The organism is Corallococcus sp. CA049B (assembly GCF_003611685.1).
GTDB classification, from domain to species: domain Bacteria; phylum Myxococcota; class Myxococcia; order Myxococcales; family Myxococcaceae; genus Corallococcus; species Corallococcus coralloides.
This window is the reverse complement of the sequence record NZ_RAWC01000017.1, coordinates 65475-78927: the sequence shown is the minus strand read 5'-3', so window position 1 is coordinate 78927 and position 13453 is coordinate 65475. Positions and strand designations below refer to the sequence as shown.

General features: G+C 69.5%; 9 protein-coding genes. 4 read left to right on the top strand and 5 right to left on the bottom strand.

The features are described 5' to 3' along the window. A partial coding sequence (locus D7W82_RS06385) for a protein kinase (protein WP_147439241.1) occupies positions 1 to 1229 on the bottom strand: 1229 nt, incomplete at its 3' end. 290 nt (positions 1230 to 1519) lie between these two features. Here D7W82_RS06385 and D7W82_RS06380 point away from each other — a divergent pair. Both D7W82_RS06380 and D7W82_RS06375 read left to right on the top strand, forming a co-directional pair. Continuing rightward, complete coding sequence (locus D7W82_RS06380; RefSeq protein WP_120617468.1) at positions 1520 to 2389, top strand: ABC transporter substrate-binding protein; 870 nt, start codon at positions 1520 to 1522, stop codon at positions 2387 to 2389. A gap of 42 nt (positions 2390 to 2431) precedes the next feature. After that, entirely contained in the window at positions 2432 to 4366 is a 1935-nt protein-coding gene (locus D7W82_RS06375) for a BamA/TamA family outer membrane protein (RefSeq protein WP_120617467.1), read from the top strand. A gap of 16 nt (positions 4367 to 4382) precedes the next feature. Here D7W82_RS06375 and D7W82_RS06370 read toward each other — a convergent pair whose 3' ends face one another. Further along, on the bottom strand, positions 4383 to 5162 hold the full coding sequence (locus D7W82_RS06370) for a UPF0489 family protein (RefSeq protein WP_120617466.1): 780 nt from the start codon (positions 5160 to 5162) through the stop codon (positions 4383 to 4385). 278 nt (positions 5163 to 5440) lie between these two features. On the opposite strand from D7W82_RS06370, the gene D7W82_RS06365 reads away from it, so the two are divergent. Then, entirely contained in the window at positions 5441 to 7666 is a 2226-nt protein-coding gene (locus D7W82_RS06365; protein WP_120617465.1) for a S9 family peptidase, read from the top strand. Between the two features lie 104 nt (positions 7667 to 7770). On the opposite strand, the gene D7W82_RS06360 is transcribed toward D7W82_RS06365, so the two are convergent. The 3 genes from D7W82_RS06360 to D7W82_RS06350 all read right to left on the bottom strand — a co-directional run bounded on the left by D7W82_RS06360 (position 7771) and on the right by D7W82_RS06350 (position 12210). After that, positions 7771 to 7974, bottom strand: coding sequence for a cold-shock protein (locus D7W82_RS06360; RefSeq protein WP_014397260.1), 204 nt, complete (start codon positions 7972 to 7974; stop codon positions 7771 to 7773). Between the two features lie 164 nt (positions 7975 to 8138). Next, a complete protein-coding gene (gene odhB / locus D7W82_RS06355) occupies positions 8139 to 9344 on the bottom strand; it encodes a 2-oxoglutarate dehydrogenase complex dihydrolipoyllysine-residue succinyltransferase (protein WP_120617464.1) in 1206 nt (401 codons plus the stop codon). Then, complete coding sequence (locus D7W82_RS06350) at positions 9334 to 12210, bottom strand: 2-oxoglutarate dehydrogenase E1 component (protein WP_120617463.1); 2877 nt, start codon at positions 12208 to 12210, stop codon at positions 9334 to 9336. The genes odhB and D7W82_RS06350 overlap by 11 nt, the downstream gene beginning before the upstream one ends. Positions 12211 to 12522: 312 nt before the next feature. On the opposite strand from D7W82_RS06350, the gene fabI reads away from it, so the two are divergent. Beyond that, positions 12523 to 13356, top strand: a complete 834-nt coding sequence (gene fabI, locus D7W82_RS06345; RefSeq protein ID WP_120617462.1) for an enoyl-ACP reductase FabI — start codon at positions 12523 to 12525, stop codon at positions 13354 to 13356. Positions 13357 to 13453 lie beyond the last annotated feature (97 nt).

Below are 13453 nucleotides of genomic sequence, written 5' to 3'. Positions count from 1 at the left end.
GACCCGGCCGGCTCGGCTCCCATCGGGGGCTTCTGGGCCCCGCGCAGCACCAGGATGCCCGCCACGCCCAGCCCCACGAACAGGGACGCGCCGAAGAGGGCGATGCCCAGGCCCTTCCTGGACCTCTTCTCCGCGAGGCCGCCGGCCTCGTCCACGGAGATGTCCAGCGCCATGGTGTTGGGCGCGGGCGTGGGGCCGGAGCCCAGCGCCTGGTGGGGGCCGGTGTGGATGCCGCTGTGCGGACCGCTGTGGGGGCCGGAGCCCACCGCGTTGAGGCCGGTGCGCGTGGTGAAGACGCCGCTGACGCCGGACGCGGACGCGGCGGTGCGCATGCCCTGGAGCACGGCGTCCATGGACGCGTAGCGGTCCACGGGGCGCTTGGCCAGGCACTTCATCACCAGCGCCTCCACCTCCGCGGGCACGTTGTGGTCCGGCCACACGGTGTGGAAGGGGGGCGGCGGGTCGTTGATGTGCTTGACGATGACGTCAATGCTCTGCGCCGCCTGGAAGGGCGGCCGGCCCATCAGCACCTGGTAGAGCACCACGCCCAGGCTGTACACGTCGCTGCGCGGATCCGCGATGTTGCGCGCCTGCTCCGGCGCCATGTACTGCGGCGAGCCCAGGATGACGCCCGCCTGCGTGAGGGTGGTGTCCTCCTTCATGGAGGCGTCGCCCGAGAAGGACTTCACCAGGCCGAAGTCCAGCACCTTCACCACGTCGTGATCCGCCTCCTGGTTGAGGATCATCACGTTGGCGGGCTTGAGGTCGCGGTGGATGAGGCCGACCTTGTGCGCCTCGCGCAGCGAGCGGGCCACCTGCTGCCCGATGGCGAGCGCGCGCTCCCACGGCAGCGGCCCTTCCTGGGTGAGCAGCTGCGACAGCGTCAGCCCCTCCAGGTACTCCATGGCGATGTAATAGATGCCGTCTTCCGTCTTGCCGTAGTCGATGACGGTGACGGTGTTCGGATGGCGCAGCTTCGCGGTGACGCTGGCCTCCAGGAAGAAGCGCTTCTGGAAGCCCGGGTCCTTGCCCTCGCCGCTGTACTGCGGGTTGAGGACCTTGAGCGCCACCAGCCGGTCCAACGGGGCCTGCATCGCCTTGTAGACGCGGCCCATGCCTCCGGCGCCAAGCGTCTCCAGGATGCGGAAGCGCTCGTTGAGGATCCGCCCGAGCAGGGGATCCGGCACGTCGGCGGGCGCGCCCTGGCGGCGGGCGTCGCTTTCGATCATGTGTTCCCCCAAAGCGAAGAGTAGGACCGCATACGTCGTTTCGGACCCGGCGGATGCTAGCACCGCCTTTGAAAACCGCCCAAGAGACGTGCCGCTATCATCGCCGCGCCCCAGCGCCGAGTTTCCGGCCCGCGCCGCGCGCTCGCACTCTCGCACTTCCCGTGCGCACCGCGTCCCCCGGTGGCGGTCGGAAAACGAGGAAATCAGCGTCCGTTGCCGCACAGTTCGTGCCAGCTGGTGCGTCGCGTCATCCCGGATGACGAGCGCTTGGGCGGGTTAGGGTTTCCCGCATGAATGACCTGCTGTCCCAGCTGTTGTCGTCGTCGCCGCGTCATCCGCGGCGGGTGGTGTGCTTGACGGAGGAGACGACGGAGGTGCTCTACCGCATTGGCGCGGGGGACCTGGTCGTCGGCGTGTCGGGGTTCACGGTGCGGCCTCCGGAGGCGCGCAAGAAGCCGCGGGTCAGCTCGTTCCTGGACGCGAACTTCGAGCGGATATTGGAGCTGAAGCCGGACCTGGTGCTGGGCTTCAGCGACCTGCAGGCGGACATCGGCCGGGAGCTGTGCAAGCGCGGGGTGCCCGTGTACCTGTTCAACCAGCGCTCGCTCGCGGAGATATTGCAGGCGGTGCGGCTCACCGGGGCGCTGGTGGGGCGCGCGGAAGGAGCGGAGGCGCTGGCGGCGGAGCTGGAGAAGAACCTGGAGCGGCACTCGGACGCGGCGCAGTCGCTGCCGAAGCGGCCGCGCATCTTCTTCGAGGAGTGGCACGAGCCGCTCATCTCCGGCATCCGCTGGTGTTCGGAGCTGGTGGAGGTGGTGGGTGGGGTGGACGTGTGTCAGGAGTCGCGCGCGTCGCAGGGGGCGAAGGGCCGCATCTTCGACCCGGAGGAGGTGGCGAGGCGCGACCCGGAGGGCGTTATCGCCAGCTGGTGTGGACGCAAGGCGAAGCGGGAGAAGATTGCCTCCCGGCCGGGTTGGGCCGGCGTGCGGGCGGTGGTGGACGACCAGCTCTACGAAGTGAGGAGCTCGTACATCCTCCAGCCGGGGCCGGCGGCGCTGTCGGACGGGGTGGAGCAGCTGGCCCGCATCGTGGCGGCCATCGCGAAGGGGGAGAAGCTGCCCATGGCACGGCCGGGGGACCTGCGCACCGCGCTGGAGTGAGGGGAGGCTGGCGGCAGGCCCAGCGCATGACAGGATGCGCGCGTGCCGCTCTCACTGCCCGTCCTGCTGATCACCGTGCTCGCCGCGACGGGCACGCCGTCGGGGCAGACTCCTCCCGAGCAGGGTGCCGGCAAGCCCCAGGACGTCGTGCCGCCGGATGCGCCGGTGCGCTCGCCGGACGTCGAGCCGTCGGGCGTGTCGAACACGGAGGTCGCGGCGCCGCCCCGCTCGGAGCAGGTGCCGGTGGGGCCGGAGGGCACGCAGCCGCCCGTGGCCACCACGGACGCGGAGCGCACGAAGAACTACGAGGAGGCGCTCATCGCCTGGGGCCTGGGAGAGGTCGAGCGCCAGGTGGAGCCCGCGCCCCAGGGCAAGGTGCTGGAGGAGGTGCTCGTCACGGCGGAGGAGGTGGTCGCGCCGATGGATCCCTATCCATCGCTGCTCAACATCTTCCACGTCCGCACCCGCGATGAGGTCGTCCGCCAGGAGGTGCTGATTTCGCCGGGGCAGCCGTACTCGGAGGCGCTCGTCGCGGAGTCGGTGCGCAACCTGCGCAAGCTGGGCCTGTTCTCCGTCGTGCGCGCGGTGCCGGTGAAGGGCAGCGCGCCGGACAAGGTCGCGCTGCTGCTGGTGACCAAGGACCTGTGGTCGCTGCGGCTCAACAACGAGTTCTCCGCCGTGGGCTCGCTGTTGCTGTACCTGCGCCTCCAGGGCACGGAGCAGAACTTCCTGGGGCGCGGCAAGAAGGTGGCGCTGGACTTCATCATGCGCCTGGACACGTTCAGCTTCGGCCAGAGCTACACGGACCGGCGCGTGCTCGGCAGCCGGTGGTCGCTGACGGAGTCCGCCGCGGTGCTCATCAACCGCGACACGGGGCGCGCGGAGGGCTCGCGCGGGAGCCTCGTTGTCAGCCGCCCGCTGTATTCGCTGGCCACGCCGTGGAGCCTGAGCACGTCCGTGGCGTGGAACATGGAGACCGCGCGGCAGTTCCGGGGCGCGGACATCTGGCAGCTCCCGTTTCCGGACGGCGAACCCGTGCCGTACATCTACAACGCGCGCGAGGTGGCCGCGGGCGCCACGTACACGCGCTCCTACGGCCAGCGCTACAAGTGGAACGTGGGCATGGGCGCGGGGGCCTACCACTACGCCTACGCCGCGCCGGTGGCGTCGCGGCTCAGCGACGCGCAGACGGACTGGTTCCGCCGCAACTACCTGCCGCGCGCGGAGGACGCGGGGTACGCGAACTTCTCCTTGAGCGCCTTCGAGGCCCGCTACGACGTGCTTCGCAACGTGGACTCATACGCGTTGTCGGAGGACTTCCAGCTGGGGCACTCGGTGCTGGCCACGCTGCGCTACGCGCCGCCGGTGTTCCCGTCCGCCGCGCACTTCGCGGAAGGGGGCCTGTCCCTGCGCTACCGCGTGCACTGGGGCGACGCGCTCACCACCGCGTCCGCGGCCGCGTCCGTCCGCCAGCAATTCAATGCACCGCAGCCGGGCGTGAAGGAGGGCTGGACGAACCGCCGCTGGGCCGCGGAGTTGGTGCAGGTGTCGCCGCGCGTGCTCGGGGGGCGCTTCGTGGCGCGAGGCCTGCTGGACGTGAACATCGACGACCTGTCCGAGCGCGTGAGCCTCTTGGGCGGCAGCAACGGCCTGCGCGGCGCGGCGGTGGATGCGTACTCCGGCAAGCGGCTCCTGCTGGTGAACCTGGAGTACCGCACCGCGCCGCTGGTCGTGCGCACGGTGCACGTGGGCGGGGTGTTCTTCCTCGACTCGGGCAGCGCGTTCAACGAGCGGCCGGAGATGGTGACCACCGTGGGCGTGGGCCTGCGGGTGCTGTTCCCCCAGTTCAACGTGTTCCCGTTCCGAATCGACTTCGGCTACGTGCTCAACGGCGACCGTCCTCCCGTGGGCAGCCGCCTGTCGCTCAGCAGCGGGCAGGTGACGGACTACCGGCCCAACTTCCTCGACTCGCCCTGAGCCGGCTCCGGACGCTTCAGGGCGGCTCGACGCGGAGCAATTCGCGGAAGAGGACCTCCGCCACGTCGCGGAACAGCTCCCCGGACGCGAGCAGCCCGCCGCAGTGGTGGGGCTCGCGCGCGAGCGTCAGCGCCACCGCCTTGCCCAGCACCGCGCCCCAGAAGGGCTCCGAGTCGGGCGGCAGGAGGAACTCTCGGATGACGGACTTGGGCCATGGCAGCACGGTGGTGGGGTCCGCGTCGCTCAGGCTGGTGAAGCAGTCCAGGTCCACGTCCAGCAGCACGGCGGACGCGGCCTCCAGCACGTCGCGCACCGCGTCCGTGGGGCCGGGGCGCAGGTATGCCTCCGCCGCGCGGTCCACGGTCGTCACCGTGACGATGCGGTGCGAGCGGCCGCGCGTGTCCACGTAGGTGTCCCCGGCGAAGGAGCCCCGGGGCCGGGTGCGCGCGATGATCAACGCGTCGCCCACGAGGTTCGCCTCCATCGCCGCGAGGATGTGGTCGTAGTTGCGCACGTCCAGCTTCCACCGTGCGTGCTCGTCCAGCGCGTGCAGGCCGGCGGAGCGGTCCGGCATGTCCGCGGGGCGCTCCGGCACCACGATGTCCAGGTGCCGGTCCAGCGTGACGAGCAGGGCAGGGGGACCGGCATCGCCCAGGGCACACGCCCACGAGGGCAGCGCGAGCCGGTGCGGGTCGAACACATAGGCATCCGTCGGGCCCCGGCCTCCGCCCAGGCCCAGGCGCACCACGCCCGCGAGGCGCAGGTGGCGCAGGGCGTCGACATTTTTCGAATTCATGCGGGACGAAATCCCCTCCAGGCTCCGGCGTTCAGGGGGTGTCCATCCTGCCGCGAAAGGAGCCCCGTCCCGCGGGGTTCAATCACGCATGCGTCCATTCGTCACCGTCGCGTTGCTCCTGCTGGCGATGCCCACCCTGGCCCAGGAGCCTTCGTCCGCTTCCGGTGGGAATCCTCTCCAGGGCCGGACGTTGGGAGGGCCGCGCGGCGGCCGGAGTGTAGGCTTGCCCGCACCTTCCCGCGAAAGGAGCCCCGCCCCGCGCGGGGATTCAGCTACGCATGCGTCAGGTCCTCACCGCCGCCGCGCTTCTCCTCATGAGCAGCGCACCCTCCATCGCCCAGGAGCGCAAACCCTCCGCCATGGCCCCTTCGCAAAAGCAGCCGGACACCTTCCTGCGCCAGTACGCCGAAACGCGCCGCTTCCAGAGCGGGCGCCCGGTGGGCACGCGCATCACCCCGGACGAGAAGTCCGTCCTCTTCCTGCGCACGTCCCCCACGTCCAACGTGCAGATGCTTTACGCGTTCGACGTGGCTGGCGGCCAGGCGCGTGAGCTGCTCACGCCCGAAGCCCTGCTCAAGGGCGCGGAGGAGACGCTGTCCCCCGAAGAGAAGGCCCGCCGTGAGCGCATGCGCGTGAGCGCCCGGGGCTTCACCTCCTACAGCCTCTCCGAGGACGGCACCCAGCTGCTGGTGCCCCTCTCCGGCCGGCTCTACGTGGTGGACCGCGCGACGGGGAAGTCCACGGAGCTGAAGACGGGGCCCGGCGTCATCGACCCGCGCCTGTCGCCGGACGGCAAGCAGGTTGCGTACGTGCGTGAGCACGACGTGTACCGGGTGGACCTGGCCGCCAACCAGGAGAAGCGCGTCACGCAGGGCGGCACCGCGCAGAAGACGCACGGCCTGGCGGAGTTCGTGGCGCAGGAGGAGATGAGCCGCTTCTCCGGCTACTGGTGGAGCCCGGACTCGAAGTCCATCGCGTACACGGAGTCCGACACGTCCGACGTGGAGAAGCTCACCATCGTGGACGTGATGCACCCGGAGAAGGGCGGGGAGATCTTCCCGTACCCGCGTCCCGGTAAGGCCAACGCGAAGGTGCGCCTGGGCGTCACGCCCGCCGCGGGCGGCAAGACGGTGTGGGCGCAGTGGGACGCGCGGAAGTACCCGTACCTGGCCACGGTGAAGTGGGACAAGGGCGGGCCGCTCACCCTCGTCGTGCAGAACCGCCTCCAGACGGAGGAGCAGGTGCTGGCGGTGGACCCCGCCACGGGCAAGACGCGCGTGCTCCTCACGGAGAAGGACAACGCCTGGGTGGAGCTCGCGCAGGACTACCCGCTGTGGCTGGAGGATGGCTCCGGCTTCCTCTGGTACACCGAGCGCAACGGCGGCCCGGAGGTGGAGCTGCGCAAGGCCAACGGGGAGCTGGACCGCTCCGTGGTGAAGCCGGACGCGGGCTACCGCAACCTGTCGCGCTTCGTGCAGGCGGACAAGACGCTCTTCTTCACCGGCGACCCGAACCCCACGCAGAGCCACCTGTGGCGCGTGAAGATGGGCGGCGCCCCGGAGCAGGTGGCCACGGGCACCAGCGGCCCGGCCGTGGAGGGCGGGCTCGTCTCCAAGAACGGAAGCCTCATCGTCCTCAACACGCAGGGCCCCAAGGCCATGCCGCGCACCGTGGTGCTCAAGGGCGACGGCACGAAGCTGGGCGAGCTGCCGGAGGTGGCGCAGGAGCCGTCCTTCACGCCGAACTTCGAGATCCGCCAGGTGGGTCCGAAGAAGTTCTGGACCTCGCTGGTGAAGCCGCGCGACTTCAAGCCCGGTCAGAAGCTGCCCGTCATCGTGGAGGTCTACGCGGGGCCCACCGTCACCGTGGTGCACCAGTCCATGGCCGCGCACCTGCTCAGCCAGTGGTTCGCGGACCACGGCTTCCTGGTGGTGAAGGTGGACGGCCGCGGCACGCCGCTGCGCACCTCCGAGTGGAACCGCGCGGTGAAGCACGACTTCGCCACCATCACCCTGGATGACCAGATTGAGGCGGTGCAGGCGCTGGCGAAGGAGGTGCCGGAGATGGACTTGAGCCGCGTGGGCATCACCGGCTGGAGCTTCGGTGGCTACATGGCCGCGCTCGCCGCGCTGAAGCGCCCGGACTTCTTCAAGGCCGCGGTGTCCGGCGCTCCGGTGGTGGACTGGCGCGACTACGACACGCACTACACCGAGCGCTACCTGGGCCTGCCCGAGGAGACGCCCCAGGCCTACGAGGTCAGCAGCCTGCTGACGTACGCGAAGAAGGACAGCCCCATTGGCGCGCTGCTGCTCATCCACGGCACCGCGGATGACAACGTGTACTTCTTCCACACGCTGAAGCTGTCGGATGCCCTCTTCCGCGCGGGCAAGCCGCACCAGCTCCTGCCCCTGTCCGGCCTCACGCACATGGTCCCGGATCCGCTCATCACCGAGCGCCAGTACGAGCGCGTCATCTCCCACTTCGAGCAGAACCTGAAGAAGTAGGCCGCGGCCCCTGGGGCCCGGAAAAGGCAGAGGCCCGGTTCCCTCGCGGGGCCGGGCCTCTGTTGCTTCAACCAGTCCGTGAGGAATGGCTGAGACGCGTCACTTCACGCCGCGCGGACGTTCTGCGCCTGCAGGCCCTTCGGGCCCTTGGTGACTTCGAACTCCACCTTCTGGCCCTCGGCCAGGGTGCGGAACCCATCCATGTTGATGGCGGTGTGGTGGCAGAACACGTCCTCGCCGCCGCCGTCCTGGGTGATGAAGCCGAAGCCCTTCGCGTCGTTGAACCACTTCACGGTACCAGTTGCCATTGCGCTTCCTTGCGTTTGCAGGGCAGCCGTGGGGAAGGCCACCCGTTCTGCCCGACGACCGGGAGACAGACCTATTTGTAGTGAAAGGGCCGACTGGAAGTCCAGCCGGCCCTCCGGGATTGCCCGACTTGCGCCCCCCGCACTGTCATGTGTGGGGGAGTAAGTCAGATGTCGAGCAGCAGGCGCTCGGGGTCCTCGATGCACTCCTTCACGCGCACCAGGAACTGCACCGCCTCACGGCCGTCCACCAGGCGGTGGTCGTACGTCAGGGCGATGTACATGATGGGCCGGATGACCACCTGGCCGTCGCGGGCCACGGGGCGCTCCACGATGTTGTGCATGCCCAGGATGCCCGTCTGCGGCGGGTTCAGGATGGGCGTGGACAGCATGGAGCCGAAGATGCCGCCGTTGGTGATGGTGAACGTGCCGCCCGTGAGGTCGGCCATCGTCAGCTTGTCGTTGCGCGCACGGCCGCCGTAGTCACCGACCGTCTTCTCCAGGTCCGCGAGCGACAGCTTGTCCGCGTCACGCACCACCGGCACCACCAGGCCACGGCTGCCGCTCACGGCCACGCCGATGTCGTAGTAGTGCTTGAAGATGACGTCCTCGCCGTCGATCTCCGCGTTGATCTGCGGGAACGCCTTGAGGGCCTCCACGGAGGCGCGGATGAAGAAGCTCATGAACCCGAGCTTCACCCCGTGCTTCGCCTGGAACTTGTCGTTGTACTTCTTGCGGAGCGCCATCACCTCGCCCATGTCCACCTCGTTGAAGGTGGTGAGCATGGCGGCGGTGGACTGCGCCTGGATGAGGCGCTCGGCCACGCGCTTGCGCAGCGGCGTCATGCGCACGCGCTCCTCGCGCGCGGCGTTGGGGCGCGGACCGGACGGCGCGGCCGGGGCCGGGGGCGCGGACGGGCGGTTGAGCTGACCCTGCACGTCCTCCTTCATGATGCGGCCACCGGTGCCGGAGCCCTTCAGCTGGCCCACGTCCACCCGGTTCTCCTCCGCCATCTTCCTGGCGGTGGGGGTGATGCGCGCGTCGCTCTGGGCCGGGGCGGCGGGCGCGGACACGGGCGCCGCGGCCTGGGCGGGCGCGGGCGTGGCGGCGGCCACGGCGGCAGAGGCGCCAGCACCACCGGCCTCGATGGTGCCCAGCACGTCGCCCACGCGGACCTTGTCGCCCTCCTTGAAGGCGATGGACGCGACGCTGCCCGCGGCGGGCGCCGGCACGTCGATGGTGACCTTGTCGGTCTCCAGGACGACGAGCGGCTCGTCCGCGGCGACAGACTCACCCTGCTTCTTGTTCCACTTGCCGACGACGGCCTCGGTGATGGATTCGCCGAGCGGGGGGACTTTCAGTTCAACGGCCATTCTGGGGTCCTCGGAGGATGGCTTCTTCGATGATGAGCTGCTGCTCGTAGTCGTGCGTCTTCGTGAAACCGGTGGCGGGGCTGGCGGCCTCGGCGCGCCCGATGTAGCCCAGCTTCACCGTCTGCTGCCGCGAACGGCCGGAGAGGAGGTCGTGCAGGCGGGGGAACATGAAGTGCCAGCCGCCCGCGTTGCGCGGCTCCTCCTGCACCCAGTACAGCTCCTGGAGCGCCGGCAGCTTCGCCACCAGGTTCGACAGCTCGTCCTGCGGGAACGGGTAGAGCTGCTCCACCCGCACGATGGCGATGGAGTCGTCCTTGCGCTCGTCCCGGGCCTTGGCCAGGTCGTAGTAGACCTTGCCGCTGCACAAGAGCAGCCGCTTCACCTTCGCGGCGTCCGCCTTCGCGTCCGGAATCACTTCCTGGAACGCGCCCGTGGCCAGGTCGTCCATGCGGCTGGTCGCCTCCGGACGGCGCAGCAGGCTCTTGGGCGACATGATGACCAGCGGCTTGCGCACGGGGCGCAGCACCTGGCGGCGCAGCAGGTGGAAGATCTGCGCGGGCGTGGTGGGGTAGCAGACCTGGAGGTTGTCCTCCGCGCACAGGTCCAGGAAGCGCTCCAGGCGCGCGCTGGAGTGCTCCGGGCCCTGGCCTTCGTAGCCGTGCGGGAGCAGCAGCGTGATGCCGGAGAGCCGGCGCCACTTGCTCTCCGCCGCGGCGATGAACTGGTCGATGATGATCTGCGCGCCGTTGGCGAAGTCACCGAACTGGGCCTCCCACAGGGTGAGGCCGTCCGGCACGTCCAGGCTGTAGCCGTAGTCGAAGCCCAGCACGCCCATCTCCGACAGCGGGCTGTTGTAGACGTTGAAGGTCGCCTTGCCGGTGGCGAACTGGCGCAGGGGCGTGAACTCCTCGCCCGTCTGCGTGTCGTGCAGCACCGCGTGGCGGTGGCTGAAGGTGCCGCGCTCGCTGTCCTGGCCGGACAGGCGGATGCCGTAGCCCTCCGACAGCAGGGTCGCGTACGCCAGCGACTCGCCCTCGCTCCACTGGAGCTCCTCGCTCTCCAGCATGCCCTGGCGCTTCTTGAGCACCGTGCGCTCCACGTCGCGGTGGACGTTGAAGCCCTCCGGCGCCGTCGCCAGCTTCTGGAGCGCGTCACGCAGCGTGGCCTTGGCCACCGCCGTGGACGCCTGGGGCGCGTTCTTCAAGAGGCCGCCCTTGTAGGGGTGCCACAGGCCCTCCAGCGCGTTGGGCTCCTTGAACTGGCTCTCCTGGCGGGCGCGGGTGAGCGCCGCGTCGAAGTCCTGGAAGCAGCGCTGCTTGATGGCGTCCGAGTCCTCCGCGCTGATGCGGCCGGCCTCCGCCAGCGCCTTCGCGTACAGCGCGCGCACCGGCGGGTGCTTGCGGATGAGGTCGTACATCGCCGGCTGGGTGAAGGACGGGTCGTCACCCTCGTTGTGGCCGTAGCGGCGGTAGCAGATGAGGTCGATGACCACGTCGCTCTTGAACGTCTGGCGGTACTCGGCCGCCAGCCGCGCCGCGTGGACGCACGCCTCCGGGTCATCCCCGTTCACGTGGAACACCGGGATGTCCAGCATCTGCGCGATGGCGGTGGAGTAGATGCTGGTGCGCGAGTCCGACGGGTCGGTGGTGAAGCCCACCTGGTTGTTGATGACGATGTGGACCGTGCCGCCCGTGGTGTAGCCCTTGAGGCCGGAGAAGTTGAGCGTCTCCGACGTGATGCCCTGGCCGATGAAGGCCGCGTCGCCGTGGATGAGCAGCGGCATCACGCCGGTGCGCTCGGTGTCCCCGCCGCGGTCCTGCTTGGCGCGCACGCGGCCCTCCACCACGGGGCCCACGCACTCCAGGTGGCTGGGGTTGAAGGCCAGCGACAGGTGCACGTTCTTGCCGGAGCGCGTGGCGTGGTCCGACGAGAAGCCCATGTGGTACTTCACGTCGCCGCGGCCCAGGTACGCCTTGGGGTCCTTGGGGCCGTCGAACTCGCTGAAGATCTGATCCGGCTTCTTGCCCAGGATGTTGGTCAGCACGTTGAGGCGGCCGCGGTGGGCCATGCCGATGACCAGCTCCTTCAGGCCCATGCCGCTGCCCACTTCCAGGAGCGCGTCCAGCATGGGGATGAGCGACTCGCCGCCATCCAGGCTGAAGCGCTTGGCGCCCACGTACTTCGTGTGCAGGAAGTTCTCGAAGCCCTCCGCGTACGACAGCTTCGTGAGGATGTGCCGCTGGTCCTCCACGGAGAACGGCGTGCGGTTGTCGCTGTGCTCCATGCGCTTCATGAGCCAGCGGCGACGCTCGCTGTCGAGCATCTGCATGAACTCCACGCCGATGGGGCCGGAGTACGTGCGGCGCAGGCGCGTGACCAGCTCCGACAGGCGCACGCGCTGCTGCGGGAAGACGCCGTTGCACTCCACCGCCTGCTCCAGCTCCTTCGGGGCGAAGTGGTTCTCATCCATCAGCGCCACGTCCGCCACGTGGCCCAGCTGCGGGCGCGGACGCGCCAGCGGATCCAGCTTCGCGCGCAGGTGGCCGCGCAGGCGGAAGGCGGTGATGGCCTGATCCACCTTCGACTGCAGCCCGATGTCCTGCGCCGGAGCGGCCGGAGCCTGAGGCGCGGCGGCCTGCACTGCGGCGCCGTTCGCCTTGCCCTTGCCCTTGCCCTCCGGTGCGGCGGGCGTCGGAGCCTCCAGAAGCTTCGTGTTGAAGATGGGGCGGCCCGTGCCGTCGTTGCGCTCGAACACCTCGCGCCAGCTCGCGTCCACGCTGCCCGGATCCTCGAGGAAGCGCGCGTAGAGCCCCTCGATGAAGTCGATGTTTCCACCAGAGAGGAAACTGTCCTGGAAATTCGCCATGGCGGGGGTCTTTTACTGGATGGGGGACGCGTTGGGGGGTTTTCGCCTCAGTTTGTTGAACCGCGTCATGCCCGGCTGGCCGGCTTCACTCAAGGGAGCAGAAGGAGTCATGCCCCGCGTGAGCGCAGCTTCACCGAGCACCGGATTCCCCTGGGTGAGAGGGGCTCAAAGGAGAGGCCAGGGGGCCCTGGCATGCTGAACGGACGTACATCCGAGGCGAACAAGACACGGGGTCCGGGGGCCTCCCACGGCGGTTCAGGAGTGGTAAGCACATGCCCCTCTTTCCACTCACTTTCTAGAGAACGTACCGACATGCTCCTTCAGGGCAAGAAGCTGCTCATCACCGGCGTGCTCACTCCGCAGTCGCTGGCCTTCGGCGTCGCGGAGCACGCGATCGCGCAGGGCGCGGAGGTCATCCTCACCGGCTTTGGCCGGGCGAAGTCCCTCACCGAGCGCAGCGCGAAGCGGCTCAAGCCCGGCACGGAGGTGCTGGAGCTGGACGTGACGAACCCGGCGCACTTTCCGGCGCTGACAGAGGCGCTGCGGCAGAAATGGGGCCGCGTGGACGGCGTGCTGCACGCCATCGCGTACGCGCCCGAGGACGCGCTGGGCGGCAACTTCCTCAACACGCCGTGGGAGAGCGCGCAGACCGCGTTCCGCATCTCCACCTTCTCCGTGAAGGAGCTGGCGGTGGCGTGCGCGCCGCTGATGACGCAGGGCGGCTCCATCGTGGCGCTGGACTTCGACAACCGGCAGGCGTGGCCCATCTATGACTGGATGGGCGTGTGCAAGGCGGCCATGGAGGCCACGGTGCGCTACCTGGCGCGCGACCTGGGGCCCAGGGGCATCCGGGTCAACGCGCTCGCCGCGGGGCCGCTCGCCACCGTGGCGGCCAAGGGCATCCCGGGCTTCAAGGCGCTGGCCCAGTACTGGGGCAAGCAGGCGCCGCTGGGCTGGAGCGACAAGGACAGCCACGACCACGTGGCGAAGACGGCCTGTGCACTTCTGTCCGATTGGTTGTCCTCCACCACCGGAGAGATGATTCACGTCGACGGTGGCTATCACGCGGTAGGCGCACCCCCGGTGGAGACGGTGGAAGCACCGCCAGAAGGGGTCCCCGCGAACCCCACGCCCCAGGAAGGCTGAGGCCATCCAACCTTCCTGGAAAGTCCAGACCTTCGCCTGCCAGGCTTCCCGGCGGACGGGAGCCCCCCGCTTCCGCCCGTCGGAGCGCTCACGGTAG